The 19,216-nt window shown below is 39.4% G+C and carries 18 protein-coding genes; 6 read left to right on the forward strand and 12 right to left on the reverse strand.

The genetic code is table 11. From position 1 onward, the window contains the following. Positions 1-768, reverse strand: a complete 768-nt coding sequence (locus tag E4661_RS11665) for a TatD family hydrolase (RefSeq protein ID WP_136467544.1) — start codon at positions 766-768, stop codon at positions 1-3. 37 nt (positions 769-805) lie between these two features. Between E4661_RS11665 and E4661_RS11670 the strand changes: the two genes are divergently transcribed. Together E4661_RS11670 and E4661_RS11675 are read left to right on the forward strand one after the other, a co-directional pair. Continuing rightward, positions 806-1,249 (forward strand): retropepsin-like aspartic protease, encoded by a 444-nt coding sequence (locus E4661_RS11670; protein WP_136467546.1) that lies wholly within the window; start codon positions 806-808, stop codon positions 1,247-1,249. A gap of 290 nt (positions 1,250-1,539) precedes the next feature. Continuing rightward, positions 1,540-2,151 carry a hypothetical protein gene (locus tag E4661_RS11675; protein ID WP_136467548.1) on the forward strand — a complete coding sequence of 204 codons (612 nt, stop codon included), beginning with the start codon at positions 1,540-1,542 and terminating at the stop codon, positions 2,149-2,151. Positions 2,152-2,277: 126 nt separating this feature from the next. Here the strand turns inward: E4661_RS11675 and odhB are convergent, their stop codons facing one another. The 6 genes from odhB to E4661_RS11705 form a co-directional block, all read right to left on the reverse strand. After that, positions 2,278-3,498, reverse strand: coding sequence for a 2-oxoglutarate dehydrogenase complex dihydrolipoyllysine-residue succinyltransferase (gene odhB, locus E4661_RS11680; RefSeq protein WP_136467550.1), 1,221 nt, complete (start codon positions 3,496-3,498; stop codon positions 2,278-2,280). A 25-nt stretch (positions 3,499-3,523) separates the two neighbouring features. Then, the gene (locus E4661_RS11685; RefSeq protein ID WP_136467553.1) at positions 3,524-6,319 is read right to left on the reverse strand and encodes a 2-oxoglutarate dehydrogenase E1 component; all 2,796 of its coding nucleotides are present in this window, start codon (positions 6,317-6,319) and stop codon (positions 3,524-3,526) included. Between the two features lie 98 nt (positions 6,320-6,417). Next, complete coding sequence (locus E4661_RS11690) at positions 6,418-6,774, reverse strand: hypothetical protein (protein WP_136467555.1); 357 nt, start codon at positions 6,772-6,774, stop codon at positions 6,418-6,420. A 32-nt stretch (positions 6,775-6,806) separates the two neighbouring features. Further along, positions 6,807-8,084, reverse strand: coding sequence for a metal-dependent hydrolase family protein (locus E4661_RS11695; protein WP_136467557.1), 1,278 nt, complete (start codon positions 8,082-8,084; stop codon positions 6,807-6,809). A 114-nt stretch (positions 8,085-8,198) separates the two neighbouring features. After that, positions 8,199-9,215 carry a UDP-glucose 4-epimerase GalE gene (galE, locus tag E4661_RS11700; RefSeq protein ID WP_136467559.1) on the reverse strand — a complete coding sequence of 339 codons (1,017 nt, stop codon included), beginning with the start codon at positions 9,213-9,215 and terminating at the stop codon, positions 8,199-8,201. A gap of 2 nt (positions 9,216-9,217) precedes the next feature. After that, positions 9,218-10,354, reverse strand: a complete 1,137-nt coding sequence (locus E4661_RS11705; protein ID WP_136467561.1) for a DegT/DnrJ/EryC1/StrS family aminotransferase — start codon at positions 10,352-10,354, stop codon at positions 9,218-9,220. A 79-nt stretch (positions 10,355-10,433) separates the two neighbouring features. On the opposite strand from E4661_RS11705, the gene E4661_RS11710 reads away from it, so the two are divergent. Both E4661_RS11710 and E4661_RS11715 read left to right on the forward strand, forming a co-directional pair. Beyond that, positions 10,434-11,678: a 3-deoxy-D-manno-octulosonic acid transferase gene (locus E4661_RS11710; protein ID WP_313779658.1), complete on the forward strand. Its 1,245-nt coding sequence runs from the start codon at positions 10,434-10,436 to the stop codon at positions 11,676-11,678. Between the two features lie 30 nt (positions 11,679-11,708). Then, positions 11,709-13,055: a sugar porter family MFS transporter gene (locus E4661_RS11715; RefSeq protein ID WP_136467565.1), complete on the forward strand. Its 1,347-nt coding sequence runs from the start codon at positions 11,709-11,711 to the stop codon at positions 13,053-13,055. A 279-nt stretch (positions 13,056-13,334) separates the two neighbouring features. On the opposite strand, the gene E4661_RS11720 is transcribed toward E4661_RS11715, so the two are convergent. Further along, on the reverse strand, positions 13,335-13,961 hold the full coding sequence (locus E4661_RS11720) for a hypothetical protein (protein ID WP_136467567.1): 627 nt from the start codon (positions 13,959-13,961) through the stop codon (positions 13,335-13,337). Between the two features lie 16 nt (positions 13,962-13,977). Continuing rightward, a complete protein-coding gene (locus tag E4661_RS11725) occupies positions 13,978-14,277 on the reverse strand; it encodes an HPF/RaiA family ribosome-associated protein (RefSeq protein WP_136467569.1) in 300 nt (99 codons plus the stop codon). A gap of 183 nt (positions 14,278-14,460) precedes the next feature. On the opposite strand from E4661_RS11725, the gene hemN reads away from it, so the two are divergent. Then, positions 14,461-15,819, forward strand: a complete 1,359-nt coding sequence (gene hemN, locus E4661_RS11730; protein ID WP_136467571.1) for an oxygen-independent coproporphyrinogen III oxidase — start codon at positions 14,461-14,463, stop codon at positions 15,817-15,819. Between the two features lie 18 nt (positions 15,820-15,837). Continuing rightward, complete coding sequence (locus tag E4661_RS11735) at positions 15,838-16,659, forward strand: universal stress protein (RefSeq protein ID WP_136467573.1); 822 nt, start codon at positions 15,838-15,840, stop codon at positions 16,657-16,659. A gap of 85 nt (positions 16,660-16,744) precedes the next feature. Here the strand turns inward: E4661_RS11735 and E4661_RS11740 are convergent, their stop codons facing one another. From E4661_RS11740 to E4661_RS11750, 3 genes are read right to left on the reverse strand one after another with little or no spacing between them, the layout of a single operon-like run. Next, complete coding sequence (locus E4661_RS11740; protein WP_136467575.1) at positions 16,745-18,013, reverse strand: acetyl-CoA hydrolase/transferase family protein; 1,269 nt, start codon at positions 18,011-18,013, stop codon at positions 16,745-16,747. A gap of 33 nt (positions 18,014-18,046) precedes the next feature. Then, entirely contained in the window at positions 18,047-18,757 is a 711-nt protein-coding gene (locus E4661_RS11745) for a sulfite exporter TauE/SafE family protein (protein WP_136467578.1), read from the reverse strand. Positions 18,758-18,760: 3 nt separating this feature from the next. Then, a complete protein-coding gene (locus E4661_RS11750; RefSeq protein WP_136467580.1) occupies positions 18,761-19,207 on the reverse strand; it encodes a FixH family protein in 447 nt (148 codons plus the stop codon). Positions 19,208-19,216: the final 9 nt, after the last annotated feature.

Raw genomic sequence — 19,216 nt, forward strand, 5'->3', positions numbered from 1 at the left:
TTATATACCAAAAACCTGTTTTGAGTTTTCTGTTGTTATTGAAGCAATTTCTTCCATTGATATCCCATATATCGAAGATAGTTTTTCCAACACCTTAATTATATATGAACTTTCGTTTCGTTTTCCACGAAATGGAACAGGTGCCAAGTAAGGAGAATCGGTTTCTAAAACAATATGCTTCAGGGCAATCTCATTTAAAAACTGATCTATTTTCCCATTTTTAAAGGTTGCCACTCCTCCAATCCCCAATTTCATATTACACGAAATCGCTTTTTCTGCCTGTTCAAAAGTACCTGTAAAGCAGTGGAAAATTCCATAAAGATCATCTCCCTTTTCCTGCTCCAGGATTTCAAAAATCTCATCAAACGATTCACGACTATGGATCACAATAGGAAGTTGATGCTTCTTAGCCAATTGAATCTGATATACAAATGCCTCTTGCTGTTGTTTCAAATAAGTTTTGTCCCAATAAAGATCGATCCCAATCTCACCTACCGCATAAAAACTTCTTTCAGAAAACAATTGCTCTACATGCGCCAGTTCTTCTTTATAGTTTTCTTTCACGTGTGTAGGATGCAATCCCATCATCAGAAACACGTTGTCAGGATATCGCGATTCTAAATCCATCATCGCATCTGTATAAGCGGAATCGATTGCCGGAATAAAGAATCGTTGCACTCCAGCATCAAGTGCTTTCTGGATTATCTCATCCCTATCTTCATCGAATGCCTCACTATATAAATGAGTATGGGTATCTGTTATAATCATAAAACAAAAATAGACTTATCTTTAAGAAAAAAAGTTGATGAAATCCCTTAAAAAGTTTTTAGCTTCTAAAAGCTATATAAGTGTTCCCTTAATCCTAACAGAAACCAATCATTTTGAAATTTCGGCGAAAATCAATGGTGTTTCTGGAAGGTTTATTTTAGATACGGGCGCCTCCAACACTTGTGTGGGTATGGACAAGATTGAGTTTTTCCATATGGTTTCCGAAGTTTCCGAAATAAAGGCCGCAGGGGCCGGAGCCACAGAAATGGAAACCTTGGTGTCCGCTAAAAACAAAATCCAAATCGGAGAATGGAAAAAGAAAAAACAGAAAATCGTGCTTTTCGATTTGGTCCATGTAAACCAAGCCCTGACCTCGCACAACTCACTTCCTGTTGATGGCATCATCGGCGCCGATATTCTTAAAAAGGGGAAAGCTGTTATTGATTATGATAAAAAACTTTTATTCTTGAAACCGAGATAGTTCCCAGTATGGGTTGACACGAATTACACAAATGTTCACCAATAGTTATCACATATCAAGAGTCACAGACAATTACATAGATTTCAAGGAAAATCGAAATCATATTGAAAAATGCAGGATGTGTACTAGAGTTGATTATAACAAAAGAGGACAGTTATATAAAAAAGGTGATTATGGAAAAGACCTATAATAAAGATAGGGGAACGTAGAGTAGGAACTGAAGCATATATAATTACAAAAGGACTAAATGTTGTTTCCTATTTAAAAAATTACTTTAATTATTACAACCAATGCACAAACAATTAGTAATATTATCCTCAATACTTTTGCTATTTGAATCCTGTGAAGCGGTCATTTCAGCAACTAACAAACCTTTGACCAATATCCAGAAATATACAATCTATAAAGATGAAAAACCTGTTGCTCAAATCCCACCATATAAAGCAACTATACCTTGTGATACTTGCTATATCTATAAAAAAATACAAATTTTAGAAGAACCTCTTATCCTTATAATTCCCATAGAGATAGTTGGCGGGCGATGGGAACAAATGCTAAATGTAAAAGAAAAAGAAGATGCACCGGGGGTATTGATTTTTACTAGATGGGCTACATTTTATAATGAACAGCTAGTGTATTTCAAAAAAAACGCAAATAACCAACTACAAATCGTAAAAAGTATAAGCCTTCAATCTGAAGACTACCGTAAGAGATTGGCAGAAAATGATTATGAACATGTCCCTGCCATTAGAGTATGCCTTGAAAATAAAAAGGTATTTAAAATTTCAGATACATTAAATACCATGAAGCACCCTGTATTTACACAATCTTATCCAACTTGTAATTATTGTTTATTGGAAAGCAAAGATTATAATGCTTGTCTTGAAAATTATCTAAAGTGAATTCTACCATTACAGAGAATTCCCAAGCCAAAACTTTGTACCTTAAATATAATATAAATAAGCGCAGTCGAGAACTATTCACAAGATGCTTTTATACATCTCGACTATGCTCGATGTGACAATTCGTTATAACTCTAAAGCCTTTTTCACATTGCCATCCATCAATAGTTCTTCTGGACTTTCCAAAGCTTCTTTTACTGCCACCAAGAACCCCACAGATTCTCTACCATCAATAATTCTATGATCATAGGATAGTGCTACATACATAATAGGCGCTACGACTACTTGGCCATCTTTGGCAATAGGACGTTCCACAATGTTGTGCATTCCTAAAATTGCACTTTGTGGCGGATTGATAATTGGAGTGGACAACATGGAACCGAATACACCTCCGTTAGTAATGGTAAAAGTACCTCCCGTCATTTCATCCACTGTGATTTCACCTTCTCGTGCTCGAATCGCTAATCTTTTCACTTCAGCTTCAACTCCTCTAAAGGTCAGATTCTCCGCATTTCGAATTACCGGAACCATTAATCCCTTTGGTCCAGATACTGCTATACTAATGTCACAGAAATCATAGGATAGCATTTCTTTACCATCTATCATTGAGTTTACTGCAGGATACATTTCCAAGGCACGAACAACGGCCTTGGTGAAGAAAGACATAAAGCCCAAACTAACTCCATGCTTTTCTTTGAAAGTTTCTTTGTATTGTTTGCGCAACTCAAAAATCGGAGACATATCCACCTCGTTGAAGGTGGTCAGCATAGCTGTTTCATTTTTAGCAGCAACCAAACGCTCAGCCACTTTTCTGCGCAGCATTGACAATTTAGAACGGCTCTCTCCCCTATTTCCGCCGGTTGGAGTTCCCATCGATGGAACCGCTTTTACCGCATCATCTTTGGTAATACGTCCATCTCTTCCTGTTCCAGACACGGAAGTAGCATCGATGCCCTTCTCATCCAAAATCTTTTTGGCGGCCGGGGACGGAGTTCCAGAGGCATAGGTTTCTTTTTTGGCTTCGACCTGTTTCGGAGCTTCAACCTTAGCCGGTTCCTCCTTGACTTCCTCTTTACTTTCTTTAGGCGCAGCATCTCCTTCGGGCTTGGCCGCACTGGTATCGATCAAACAAACTACCTCACCAACTGCAACTGCATCACCCTCCTCAGCTTTCAGGGTTATGATTCCACTTTCTTCAGCTGGAAGTTCCAATGTCGCTTTATCTGAATCCACCTCAGCAATTGCCTGGTCCTTTTCCACATAATCTCCATCTTGGACCAACCATTCTGCAATCTCTACTTCGGTTATCGATTCCCCTGGTGAGGGAACTTTCATTTCTAAAACCATTGTATCTAGTTTACGCTTTTGTAATTTATCTTCTTACCATGTTGTCCTTGGACTTGTCAAAGACATATTCTATAACTTGGGCGTGTCTTCTTTGAGAGCGAACTGCACTACCTGCAGCCGGTGCCCCATAAAATCTTCTGGAAGCCACCCTAAATTGTTTTGCTTCATCAAAATGCATCAACAAATGTCCCCAAGCTCCCATGTTTCTAGGCTCTTCCTGAGCCCAGACTACATCATTGGCATTTTTATACTTTTTGAGGATGCTTCTCATTTCCTTAGTTGGCAAGGGGAACAATTGTTCCAATCGCACCAAGGCTACATCATCCCGTTTTAATTCTTCCTTTTTGTCCAATAAATCGTAGTAAAACTTACCGGTACAGAAAACCAATGTTTTCACCTTGGAAGCTGAAGCCCTTGCATCATCAATGACCATTTGAAAACTTCCTTTGGCCATTTCTTCTTTTGTTGACAATACCTTTGGATGTCTCAATAAACTTTTTGGAGTGAAAACCACTAATGGCTTTCTAAATCCGGCTTTCATTTGTCTTCGCAACAAGTGAAACATATTTGCCGGTGTAGTCACATCGGCCACATACATATTGTCCTTGGCACACAACTGAAGGTAACGTTCCATACGTGCTGAGGAGTGTTCGGCTCCTTGGCCTTCATATCCGTGAGGTAATAGGAGAACCAGTCCATTTTGCAATTTCCATTTATCTTCTGCCGAAGAAAGGTATTGGTCTATGACAATTTGAGCCCCATTACTAAAATCACCGAATTGTGCCTCCCAAATGGTCAAGGTTTTTGGACTTGCCATGGCGTAACCATAATCAAAGCCCATTACCGCATATTCTGATAACAGTGAATTGTATATATGGAATTTGCCGTTTTGATTGGATCCCAATTCATTAAGTAAAGTAACTTCCTCCTCATGCATTTCGGTCTTGATCACTGCATGTCGATGTGAGAACGTTCCCCGCTCAACATCCTGACCTGTCATACGTACATCATAACCTTCTTCAATCAAGGAACCGTAAGCCAACAATTCTCCCATGGCCCAATCGAGCTGGTTATCCTCAAAATACATTTTATTACGAGCAGCAACTAATCTTTCCAGCTTGCGCAAGAATTTCTTTCCTTCGGGAAGGGCAGTGATACTTTTCGCAATGGCATCCAGTTTTTTCTGCGGGTAAGAGGTTTTGATATCTCCCAGCATCGCATCTTCGGTCACTTGACCAAAACCTTCCCATTCATCTTGCATAAACGGTGTGATCACCGTCTTTTCCACCTTACGGGAATCCAATAAATCTTCCTCAAGGTTTTTCTTGTACTCAGCTTCGAGGTTCTTTACATAATCCTTATCAATGATTCCTTCTGCCAGTAGTCGTTCCGCATAAATATCCCGTGGATTCTTATGTTTGGAAATGGATTTATATAATAAGGGTTGGGTGAATTTAGGTTCATCTCCTTCATTGTGACCATACTTTCGATATCCCAATAAATCTAAAAAGACATCCCTTTTGTATCGCATGCGATATTCTAACGCAAAGGTTGCCGCGTGCACCACCGCTTCGGCATCATCAGCATTAACGTGAAGTACGGGAGATAGGGTCACTTTGCCCACATCCGTACAATAGGTTGAAGATCTTGCGTCAAGGTAATTTGTTGTAAATCCAATTTGATTATTCACTACTATATGAATGGTTCCGCCTGTATGATACCCATCCAAGCGAGCCATTTGAATAACTTCATAAACTATACCTTGACCAGCAAAGGCTGCATCACCGTGCACCAAGATGGGCAACACCTCTGAAACATTTTCTTTGTGGTGTCGATCTTGTTTTGCTCTTGCAATTCCTTCAACAATACCATTCACAGTTTCTAAATGCGAAGGGTTTGGAGCAATATTCATATTGACCACTTTCCCTGAATCGGTTTCCCGTCTGGAAGTCCATCCCAAATGATATTTTACATCCCCATCAAAGATGGTTTCTTCATAATCCTTCCCATCAAACTCACTAAAAATGTCTTTTGGAGATTTTCCAAAAATATTGGTCAACACATTCAAGCGACCACGGTGGGCCATTCCCATTACAAATTGCTTCACTCCTGCACCCGCTGCCTTTTCAATAATGACATCTAGAGCTGGAATCAAGGATTCCCCTCCTTCAAGTGAAAAACGTTTTTGGCCCACATATTTGGTATGCAAAAAACCTTCAAAAGAAACCGCTTCATTCAGCTTTCTAAGGATATTTTTCTTTTCTTCAGGAGAAAAATTTGGGTGATTATCATTAACATTCAGCCAAACCTGAATCCATTGGATTCGCTCAGGGGTGCGAATGTACATATACTCCACCCCAATTGCATCACAATAAATTCGTTCCAGATGAGCAATTATTTCCTTTAGCTTGCTGGGTCCCTTACCTATGATTTTACCAGCATCAAATACGGTATCCAAATCCTCAGCGGAAAGTCCGAAATTGGACAGATCCAAGGTGGGGTCATATTTTCTTCGTTCACGAACCGGGTTTGTCTGGGTGAACAAATGTCCACGGGTTCGATAGCCATCAATAAGTTTTATAACTTGAAATTCCTTCTGAAGCGATTGCGGAATTTCTACTTGTCGACCATTGGACAATGCCAGAGTCCCGTTGGTTTCTGCTATATCGAGTTCATCCAAGGAACTTTCCAAGCCAAAATCGAATCCTTGAAAAAAAGCCCTCCAACTGGGCTCAAGACTATCGGGGCTCGTTAAGTATTTATCGTACAGCTCCGCAAAAAACGAGGTATGCGCAGCATTTAAAAATGAATATTTATCCATTGACAGTTTTTAGCTAAAACCTATCCAAAAATTTAACCAAAAATACAACAAATACTATTCTTAGGTCAACAAACTTGGCCATATTTGACAAAATCTACCTAGGAGTTATATTTATGTTTAAGCCAAACCTTCTGCCACTCCCTTTTTAATATCAAAAAGCATATTTGGGCGGATGCATCCGCGGCATCAAGCGGACCCATTTTCTTTATCTCCTTTTCTGAGATATCAACCACATAGAGCAGGTTCAAATATTGCTGAAATCTCTCCAATAAAAGAAAGTAGATTTTCTCTCGAAGCACATCATGCAACTGTAAAGGCTCCATATCACCTTCCAGCTTCACATCTATGTTAGCTAAAGAAAAATCTTTCCGAATTTGCTGAAGTAAGTTTGTATAAAGATGTTCCTTTTGCGCTGATTGCAACACTTCAATGCTTCTATCGAAATTGGATTCCATAGGGTATCTACGTCCAATTTTACAAATAGGATTTACTCCGACTTATAAATTTTTCCTTCTTTCATCACAAAATTCACATTTTCCAGCGTCTTAACATTCTTCAATGGGTTTTCATCAACAGCAACAATATCCGCAACAAAACCCTTTTTTAATTGCCCCAGCTCGTTTTTCATGCCCAAGAGCTCTGCATTGGTTATTGTAGCGGAACGTAGTGCATCAATCACTGGCATGCCCGCTTCATGCATATAAGTAAATTCTTTTCCATTGTCACCATGGGGTGATACACCTGCATCAGTACCAAAAGCAATGGGCACCCCCTTTTCATAGGCCTTTTTGAAGTTCTTCTCACTTACCGGACCAATTTCTTTAGCTTTTTTAGCCACAATCGGAGGTAAAAAACCTGGAATTTCTGCCATTTGTGCAGCAGCTTTCCCAGCAGAAATGGTAGGCACAAGATAAGTATTGTGTTTTACCATTAAATCCATAGTAGGTTCTTTCATTAAGGTACCATGTTCTATTGTTTTTATACCAGCTTTGATAGCCCTTCGCATACCTTCATCACCATGTGCATGAGCAGCAGTTAGCATTCCATAATCCTTCGCTGTTTCAACGATAGCTTCTATTTCTTCAGTAGTAAATTGAGGATTCTGTCCACTTTTAGCAACACTCAAAACCCCGCCAGTAGCAGTTATTTTAATAACATCGGCTCCATCTTTATAACGTTGTCTAACGGCTTTTCGAGCATCTTCCGGCGAGTTAACTACACCCTCTTTTGGACCAGGGTCACCCATTAAGGAAATTTTCATTCCATTGGTTGGGTCAGCATGTCCTCCGGTAGTCCCAATGGCTTTACCCGCAGTAAAAATTCGTGGCCCTACTACCAAGCCTTTTGCTATGGCTTTTCGCAGTGCAATATTTACCCCAGAGCCTCCTAAGTCCCTCACAGTTGTAAACCCAGCCAATAAAGTTCGTTTTGCATACACTGTAGACTGAAATGCCACATCAGCATCATTTTTAGTAAAACGATCTAAGTAACGAGTAGGGCTTGATTCTCCTTCGATATGAACGTGCATATCAATAAATCCCGGGAGCACTGTTTTATCCTTCAAATCGACAACTACGTCATCGGTGCCACCGGATTGGAATCCGTTTTCAATGGATTTAATGTTTTTCCCCGAAACAATAATGGTTTTTTCAGATAAGACCTTACCTGAATCCACATCAACTATTTGTCCACACTGAAGATAGGTGTCCTGAGCAGAAACAACGCCACAAAAAAGCGATATTACGAATAAAAGAGAGTTTTTCATTTTTATTTGAGTTAGCCTATTATGCTTTTAAATGTAAGCATACATTCCGTGATAACCATAAAATGAAAAACCCATAAAGAAAAAGCCCGTCTTGTTGACGGGCTTAAATATCATTTAATTTCGGATTTTCTGTTCCCAGTCCCATGCAGACTTCATTGAATCGTCCAAGGTGGAGTGTGCCTTCCAACCCAAAACGTTATTTGCTTTCTTCGTATCGGCATATGCCTGTATTACATCCCCAGCTCTGCGATCTACTATTTTGTAGTTCAATTTTTCGTTGGACACTTTTTCAAAACTTTGGATAACTTCCAAAACAGAACTTCCTTTTCCGGTTCCCAAATTGAAAACTTCGTAATTGGATTGGTTCTTTTTAGCCAAAAGACGTTGCAATGCAACCACGTGGGCTTTCGCTAAGTCCACTACATGGATATAATCTCGAATACATGTTCCATCTTCGGTAGGATAATCATCTCCAAAAACAGAAAGCTGTTCTCTTAAACCAACTCCTGTTTGTGTGATGAACGGTACTAAATTCTGCGGAACTCCTATTGGTAATTCTCCTATCTCAACTGATGGGTGTGCACCAATGGGATTGAAATAGCGCAATGAAATTGCCGCCAATTGTGGATTCACATGGCAAGTATCACTGATGATTTCCTCTCCAACCTGTTTGGTGTTCCCGTAAGGCGATTCTGCTGGTTTCACGGGAGCGTCTTCTGTAATTGGAAGGGTATCTGCCTGACCATAAACGGTGCAAGACGAACTAAAAATAAAGTTTCCCTTGTCCAATTTTGTTAGCTCTTGAAGCATATATACTAAAACTCCAAGGTTATTTTCGTAATAGAGCAAAGGATTCTCCACGCTCTCACCAACCGCTTTGGAAGCGGCAAAATGAATAACACCTTCCAAATCCCCATGCCTTTTAAAGAAATCTTGCACTTTGTTTTTATCGCGAAGGTCAAATTTTTCAAAAATGGGTTTCTTCCCCGTGATGGCCACTATTCCATCTAAAACATTTTCCGAAGAATTGGAGAGATTATCAATAATAACTACTTCAAAACCTTCATTCTGTAATTCGACAACGGTATGCGAACCTATAAATCCTAGTCCACCGGTTACAAGTATCTTCATGGTTAATTGTTTACAAAGTCTATGACCAAGTTGGTTATGTATTCTATTTGCTCATCATCCAGCTCCGTGTGCATTGGAAGTGAAATCACTTCTTTGACCAATTGATTGGTCACAGGAAAATCAGCTTCATTGTATCGCTCATCTACATAAGCTTTTTGCAAATGCAGCGGAATTGGATAATACACTCCACAAGGAACGCCATTATCGTTCAAATGTTGCACCAAATTGTCTCTTTTTTCGTTCAAAATACGAAGTGTATACTGATGAAATACATGACCATCCGCCTCTTCACGAAGTACTTTGGGCGTTATGATATCGGACTGTCCTTCAAACGCCTTGGTATATTTTTCAGCTGCTTCTCTTCTTTTTTTGTTATAAGCATCCAAATTGGGGAGTTTCGCTCTTAAAACTGCAGCTTGAATGGAATCCAACCGGGAATTTACTCCTACAACATCATGATGGTATCTTTTGTACATTCCGTGGTTCACCATCCCTCGAATGGTATGGGCCAAATCATCATCGTTGGTAAAAATAGCTCCGCCATCGCCGTAGCAACCTAAATTTTTGGAAGGAAAGAAGGAAGTTGAAGCTACATGACCTATAGCGCCTGCTTTTTGTTTTTTTCCATCTTGAGATATATATGAAGCGCCTATTGCCTGTGCGTTATCCTCAATTACATAAAGATTATGCTTTTCGGCCAGTTCCATTATGGCATCCATATTAGCACACTGCCCAAATAAATGAACTGGAACGATTGCTTTGGTTTTTGGTGTGATGGCTTTTTCAATGGCTTTTGGATCGATATTAAAAGAATCAGGCTCCACGTCGACCAAAACAGGTGTCAGGTTCAACAATGCAATCACCTCAACGGTTGCGGCAAAGGTAAAATCAGCAGTTATGACCTCATCACCTGGTTCAAGTCCAAGACCCATCATACAAATTTGCAGTGCATCGGTACCGTTGGCGCATGGAATTACATGTTTTACCTCTAAATAATCTTCTAACTCTTTCTGAAAGGCATGAACATGAGGACCATTGATAAAAGCTGAGGAATCGAGGACTTCGGTAATGGAGGAATTTACCTGCTCTTTTATGCCCTCATATTGACCCTTTAGGTCAACCATTTGAATTTTCTTCATCCGAAAAATATATGAGTGGACAAAATTAAGAAATAAAGCTTCCATGGCCTATTGTGGAAAGGATGTATTTTAGCGGAAAATGATTCTGGTGCGCATACTTTATAACTTTTTATTGCACTTATCTTGGATGGTATTACACATTGTGGCCATCTTCAACTCAAAAATCAATCTATTTGTTAGGGGTCGAAAGCATTCTGAGGCTCTTCTAAAAGCAAATCCCTTAGCCAATCAACAGGTTATTTGGATGCATGTGGCATCATTGGGCGAGTACGAACAAGGTCTCCCGATTCTTGAAAAGATTAGATTGACTTACCCAGCCCACAAAATTGTACTTACTTTCTTTTCTCCTTCGGGATATGAGGTCAAAAAGGATAAAGCCGAGGCAGATTTGGTTCTATATCTTCCGATGGATACTATTTCCAATGCAAAAAAGTTCATCAACACGTTAAAACCAGAACTTGCCATTTTTATCAAGTATGAAATCTGGCCCAACTATCTATATGAATTGAAGCAAAAGAACATCCCTACCCTTTTGGCTTCGGCCATATTCTCGAAAAGACAGGTTTTCTTTAAATGGTACGGGGGCTTTATGCGAAAAAGCCTCAAGGTTTTTGAGCATTTTTTTGTGCAGGATCAAAACTCGAAACGTCTTCTTGATTCCATAGGATTCACCAACACCATGGTAAGCGGAGATACTCGTTTTGACCGGGTTTCTAAAATTATGGAGCATAACAATCAGCTGGACTTTATGGACAGTTTCAAGGGAAATAGTTTTTGTTTTGTTATCGGAAGCTCATGGCCCGAAGACGAAAAAATACTGATTGATTATTGCAATACTTCCGAAGCTTCCATAAAATACGTAATTGCGCCCCATAACATTAAACAAAGCCACATAGAGGAGTTGAAAAGCAGCATCACTAAAAAAAGTATTTGCTATTCTGATATTGAAGGGGCAAAACTTCCTGATTTTGAAGTACTTATTGTAGACACTATTGGCCTGTTGACCAAAATATATAGCTATGCCGATGTGGCTCATGTAGGTGGCGGATTTGCCACAGGACTTCACAATACCTTGGAGCCGGCCACTTTTGGCATTCCCGTAATTATCGGTCCAAAGTATGATGGATTTAAAGAGGCCGAGGATTTAGTTGAGCAGAATGGCATTCATGTGGTGCACAATAAATTAGAATTCAAAAATTTAATGAATGGTTTTGTTTCCGATGATAATTTCAGGAAAACTACAGGAACCATCAATTCCGCATACGTAAATGAAAACAAAGGAGCCACATCCTTGATTTTCGAACATATCAAAACTTTTCTCTAACTTTTGTCGACTTAAATATAGCCGACCTTTATGAAAAATAGAATTTTTAGAATTTCGCTTACTGCCGCATTGGCTGGATTTTTATTTGGGTTTGACACCGTTGTTATCAGTGGTGCCAACCTACCCATTAAACAACTTTGGAATACCAGCCCGTTATTCCATGGCACATTCATTATGAGTATGGCCCTCTGGGGAACTGTTCTTGGGGCACTACTTGGAGGAATCCCTACAAAAATTTTGGGCAGAAAAAAAACCTTGTTTTGGGTCGGAGTGCTATTTTTTGTTTCTGCTCTCGGATGCGCTTTTGCACCTGAACCCTATTTATTTTCCTTTTTTCGGTTCGTAGGTGGAATTGGTGTCGGCATATCATCGGTGGCAGCCCCTATTTACATTTCTGAAATTACTACCAGCAACAATCGAGGAAAGCTGGGCGGATTATACCAATTTTGGCTTGTGTTAGGAATTTTGGTGGCTTTTATCTCAAATTGGGCCCTTAAGGGCTTTGATGGGGCCAATGATTGGCGTTGGATGCTAGGAATCGAAGGGCTACCCGCTCTTCTTTACATCCTTATGGTACTTAAAATACCCAACAGCCCAAGGTGGTTAATATCACAAAAAAAGGATGTCAACGCTGCCCGAAGTGTATTTAACAGTATTTATTCCCCCGAAGAAACAGAAAAGCAAATTCATGAAATCCAGACAAATTTGGAGCATTCCACAGCCAATGAAAGCCTTTTTCAAAAAAAATACTCCAATATTTTATGGTTAGGATTTTTGATTGCTTTTTTCAATCAATTGTCAGGTATTAATTTTGTGCTCTACTACGCGCCTGAAATATTGGAACAAGCAGGTTTAGGCGGCAAAGAATCTCTTTTTAACTCCATAGCTATTGGTATTGTCAATCTAATATTCACAATTATCGGTGTTAGGCTACTCGATAAGTTAGGGCGGCGTCAGTTAATTATTATTGGATCTATAGGGTATATTTTCAGCTTGATTATGGTGGGTATTTGTTTCCAGCAACAATTAGCACCATCGTTCACCATCTTTTTTATATGCTTGTTTGTAGCATCACATGCCATAGGTCAAGGTGCCGTAATATGGGTCTTCATTTCAGAGATTTTTCCAAATCGCGTACGCGCGTATGGCCAATCATGGGGCACCAGTACGCATTGGGTATTTGCGGCATTGATTACCTTGATCACCCCAATTTTTCTTGACAATCAAGAGGGTTATATGAAAGACTCTGTATGGTATATTTACTACTTTTTCGCCGGTATGATGGTACTGCAGCTTTTATGGGCTATCATCAAAATGCCCGAGACCAAGGGAATTTCATTAGAAGAATTAGAGAAAAAGTTGATTAAAAAAAGTTAGATTTGGAGCTAGTCAGGACAGAACATACCTTAAAACTGCCATTTAATCGAATATCAGTCAGGAGTTTATGGTCAATGAGTGAATAATTCCGTACATTGAAGGAAATTCACACTATTATGACTGATGAAATTTCCTTTGGCAATAAAATGCTTGTTGGCTTTTTGCGCTTAATGGTATTTGTGCTAGTTCTTATTTTGGTCGCAATCCCAGTTTGTATTTTACTGGATTTTATTGGCCTTTTATAATGTCCAAAACGGCACATCTTCCATTTTCCCCATGCTAAAAGAGCACTTCTTGTTCTTGCATTTTATTTTCAATTAGTTTGATGTAAGAATCAATTGTTTTATTCATATCCACTGGTTCAGGAACGTCTATATTTCCCCTCCAAATCAATTCCCTTTCTTTGTCCACACAAATACAATACAAAGAAGTTTCAGCACGATAGACTTTAAAGGTCTTGTCATATTCGGCATCGTAATATATATTTTGATGATCCAAATAGTCATTACTGAAATTTGTATACATATCACCTATGTTCCGTAGGCGTTCGCGAAAAGTTCTCTTATTTTCTGTACCAATCACTTTTGTGAACAAAATCGCATCAAACCCTTTGTCCAATAATTGCTGCTCAACCGTAGAAAGCTCTTGCTCTGACATTTTGGAAGAAGTGAATTTTACATCGAACAAATCAATACTGCGCATAGCATCAATTCCTTTTTGGTTAAGTCTATTCTTGACCCGTGTCTCAAACTCGATGCGTACATTTTCATCTTGGGCCATTCCCACCACTAGCACTTTATAAGCATCGAATAGGACGATATCCGGGTTTTTCCAAGTACTTACCAACTTGGCGGAAGAACACCCGGATAACATCAGGATAAAAAGAGCAATCAATTTCGCTTTCATCCGATTGGATTTTAATTCAATGAGCAATGAACATGCTCTGCCTCTTCTCTAGTTGACGTTTCAATTCATCAACAGTTTCTGCCATCGACTTTTCAAAGTCGTTTGTTTTAGTTTTAGCAAATATTCTGGGACCGGGAGCACTCAATTCAATCTCACAGACCTTGTCTTCTCCCGTTCTATCATTTTCAATTTTAAAAAGCACATTGGCTTTAATCAACCAGCTATACTTTTTCCCAACCCTATCGAGCTTTTTCAAAAGGAGTTTGCTCAACGATTCGCTCGTCTGCATTTTTTGATATTGAATGTTTACTACCATGACAATTTGCATTAATGTTTATACCAAATTACCTATGGAATCATGGAAAAAAAATGACATTTATCATTCCATCCATTTTTCCCTGCAAACCACAGATTAATGTTAACCCTTCATGGCAAACTGACAATTATCATGTTTTTTGTTTACACCCAAAACTACTTTTGAACCGTAACAGAAAAAATTATGTGCCAACTTGTTCAAAAATATAATGTACCGGGTCCAAGATATACCAGCTATCCCACGGTTCCATATTGGGATTTAGAGAATTTCTCGGGAAAACTATGGAAATCGAGTATCCTCAAAACATTTCAAGAAGACCCAAATGAAGGGATTAGTTTATACATCCACCTTCCTTTTTGTGAGAGCATGTGTACTTTCTGTGGTTGTCATAAGCGTATCACAAAACGCCATGAGCTTGAAATGCCATACTTAAAAACCGTTCTTAAAGAATGGAAGTTGTATGTTGACTTACTTGGCGCCAAACCGATGATAAAGGAGATACATCTTGGAGGCGGCACTCCTACATTCTTTTCACCTGAGAATCTCCAATTTCTTGTCGAGGGAATCTTTCGTCATGCCAAAAAAGATATAAATGCCCAGTTCAGTTTTGAAGGGCATCCGAATAACACAACCAAGCAACACCTACAGGCCCTTTTTGATGCAGGGTTCAAAAGGGTCTGCTTAGGTGTCCAAGATTACAGTCCAACCGTACAAAAGGCCATAAACCGGATTCAACCTTTTGAGAATGTCAAAAAGGTTACCGATTGGGCAAGGGAAATCGGATATACTTCCGTTGGGCATGACATTATTTACGGATTACCTTTTCAAACCTTGGAAGATGTAAAACAGACCATTACTAAAACCAACGCGCTTAAGCCCGATAGAATTGCATTTTACAGTTATGCGCATGTACCTTGGTTAAAAGGAAACGGACAGCGTGGTTTTAAGGAAGAAAACCTTCCTTCTTCTACCGAAAAGAAAACACAATATGAGCAAGGTAAAAAAATGCTGACCGATTCAGGGTACAAAGATGTGGGGATGGATCATTTTGCGCTTCCAACCGATGATTTATATAAAGCCTTATTGAACGGAACACTTCATAGAAATTTTATGGGCTATACCCCCTCAAAGACTAAACTCATAATCGGATTGGGCGTGTCCAGCATAGGAGATAGTTGGTACGGATTCGCTCAAAATGTAAAAAGTACAGAGGAGTACGAGCACTTGGTCGAACATGGGGTATTACCAATTTTTAGGGGACATATTTTGACCCAAGAAGATGAAATCATAAGAAAGCACATTCTAAACCTTATGTGTCAGTTCCAAACTAAGTTGACCCAGGAGGAGAAAGAGGAAATTGATTTTGATGGAATAGTCAAAAATCTTGAGGAACTTCAGTCGGATGGCCTGGTAACCATTGAGGCCAATAATATTCTCGTTACCAAAAAGGGAAGACCTTTCATTCGAAACATCAGCATGGCCTTTGATCTAAAATTGCATCGAAAAAAACCTGAAACAAGGTTGTTTTCTATGACCGTTTAATCTTAAAACCCAAATCCAATGAAAAACATTATCGTACCTGTAGATTTTTCAGAGCAATCGGAAAAAGCTCTAAAAGTGGCGGCAAACTTGTCAAAAGATAACAATGCCGAACTATTGATACTGCATATGCTCGAACTCTCGCCCGCAATCATGAGCGAATCAGGTTATGTATCGCAAGAACAAATAGTTCATTTAATCAGAATAGGGGAAAAGCGGTTTACCGAATTTTTGGACAAACCTTACATGAAAGATGTAAAGGTAACCCCGGTCATTAAACATTATAAAGTCTTCAGTGAAGTCAATGAGTTGGCACAAAAACACAATGCAGACCTTATAGTCATGGGATCACACGGCACAGACGGACTTCAGGAAATATTCATAGGGTCAAACACAGAACGTGTGGTAAGAACTTCGGATATACCGGTTTTGGTGATAAAAGATGATAATGACAATTTCAAAATTGACCGATTTGTGTTCGCTTGCGACTTTAAAGAAGAAAACGTAGCTGTGCTCAAAAAAGCAGTGGAAATTGCAAAATTGTTCAAGTCGCAATTACATCTTGTCTATATCAATACTCCGGGAGATGAGTTCTTAAGCAATGAAGATGCCTACTCTAGGATATCCAAGCTCTTGAACATGGCCACTCTGGGGCTAGAGGTTGATATTTATAATGACTACTCGGTGGAAAAAGGAGTCTTGAATTACAGTGAATCGGTCGCCGCAAACCTTATAGGAATTCCAACCCATGGAAGAAGAGGATTGTCACATTTTTTTATGGGAAGTATTGGAGAAGATATAGCCAATCATTCCAAAACTCCGGTAATCACCTTTAAAATATGAATTTGGTTTAGTTTTTAGTATTTAAATTTCAAAAACAAAGGGGAAGTCGTCTAGCTTCCCTTTTTTGTGAAAAATAACTAATCGATTAGCCTTTAAACCTTTCAAAAGCTGCTTTATCCAAAGCCTCCTGATGGTCAGGATGTGCAATGGATATCAATGCCTTGGCTCGTTGTTTCAGATTCTTGCCATAAAGATTGACCACCCCATTTTCGGTTGCCACATAGTGCACGTGAGCTCTGGTGGTAGTGACCCCAGCTCCTTCCTTTAAATACGGTGTAATCTTGGAAATTCCTTTATGGGTAATCGAAGGCATGGCGAAAATAGGTTTTCCACCTTCGGAAAGTGATGCCCCCCTGATAAAATCCATTTGCCCTCCCACACCTGAGAATTGAAATCCTCCAATAGTGTCGGCACATACCTGTCCGGTCAAATCAATTTCAATGGCACTGTTTATGGCAGTTACTTTAGGATTTCTTCTAATCTTGGCAGTGTCATTGGTATAGGCTGCTTCCCGAAAATCACAAACGGGATTGTCATCAATAAAATCGTATAACCTTCGTGACCCTACGGCGAAACAGCTGACAATCTTTCCCTGCTTTACCTTTTTTTCTTCCCCGGTAATCACTCCTGTTTCAATAAGAGGTAGAACTCCATCCGAAAACATTTCTGTATGGATACCCAAGCGTTTATGATTACTTAAATTGGATAAAACAGCGTTCGGAATGTTTCCAATCCCCATTTGCAAAGTGGCTCCGTCCTCAATCAAAGAGGCCACATGCCCTCCAATTTCATGTTCCACCTTCGAGATTTCTGTTGGTTCGTGTTCATGAATAGGACAGTCCACTTCAATGGCGTAGTTTATATTATCGATATGAATGATACCATCCCCATGTGAGCGGGGTACTTGCGGGTTTATTTGTGCAACCACTTTTTTGGCCGTTTCAATAGCGGGAAGGGCAACATCAACAGAAACCCCCAATGAACAATACCCATGTTTATCTGGTGGAGACACCTGAATAAAGGCCACATTCAACGGTAAAATATTTCTTCTGAACAATAAATGGATTTCGCTTAAAAAAATAGGTACGTAAGCGCCATTTGGCCCATTGATTGACTTGCGAACATTCCCACCAACGAACAAGCTGTTCATATAAAAACTCTCATTACAAGGAGCCTTGGTGTACCTGGCATCACCTTCTGTATGAATAGAAACAATTTCAACATTTTTGATTTCCTGATGCCTATCACAAAGGGCATCAATCAATATGTTCGGAGTCATGGCCGCGCCTTGAAAAAAGACTCGATTACCTGATTCGACTATACTTACCGCTTCTTGAGCAGATGTTATTTTCATTTATTATGTTTTTATGAATTTACGTAAAGCCATTTATGGTTGATGGCATTCTATGTTAGCGGAAACAGAATCAGTAGATATCGGTTTTGGCGAAACGTACGGAATTCCCAATCCCAATCCTCGAATTATGAACAATGCACCTATAAGCACCACGAATACAGGAATTAATTTACGAAACCTTGCCTTTAAGGGGCCATTGAAAAACCCTCTGGAAAACACTACTGCTGTCATCAAAGGAATGGTACCAGCCCCAAACAAAACCATATACAGCCCTCCTTGCAACGCGTTACCATAAGCAATCGCCCCCAATAACGCCATATATACTAGCCCACACGGTAAGAAACCGTTTAAAAACCCAATGGTCAACAAAGCATCCGGTGTTTTTTTATTTAGCTCCATTCCCAATCGAGATTTAACTTTTCCCAAAATTGAGTAAATGGGTTTGGACAAGACATTGGTTGCAAAATATTTCGTAGGAATTACAACCAACAGTATCATTATCACACCAACTACAATGGAAAGTTTTTGCTGAATTCCGAATAAAGACAGCCCCTTACCCAATAGTCCGAACAGAATTCCTATTACACCATAAGCCATAAGACGCCCCATATGATAAATAGAAACCTGAACCAGTTTTTTGAAATTATTTTGATGATCAAGCGGTAACATAAAAGCAATGGGCCCACACATACCCAAGCAGTGCAAGCTTCCCAAAAAACCCAATATCAGCGCTGATATCAACATTAATTAATAAGTTAATCGTTCCTTGAACAAAAAATTGTTTCCTTCGTATTGCCATTTGATGGTAATGTCCCAGCGACCGTCCACCAAGCTATTGTCAGGTATGAGCAAATGTGTTTTGGACAAACTTAAAGGAAAGTCTAAATCCAAATGCTTGTTAGACGGTCTGTAAAGGGACACTATTCCCGTAATTTTTTTTGGGTCGAATTTCTCAGGGAAAAAGATGGTTATTCCTTCTTCTGATTTCTCCAGTTTAAGTTTGGCTCCCAGTTCCATCGCCGATTTGGATGCGTCGATTTCCTTTTGATAAGCCAATTCCCGCTTATAATATTCCTGCGTGACCAAATCATGGTTTGCTTGGTCATCAGTACTCATCCGAATCACAAAGTATAGTATAAACGCTATAAAAGCGATGAACGCAATCACTATTCCTGTTCCCCAGTTTATTTTCATCTTAATTTT

It is taken from the genome of Flagellimonas onchidii (assembly GCF_004804315.1).
GTDB classification, from domain to species: domain Bacteria; phylum Bacteroidota; class Bacteroidia; order Flavobacteriales; family Flavobacteriaceae; genus Flagellimonas; species Flagellimonas onchidii.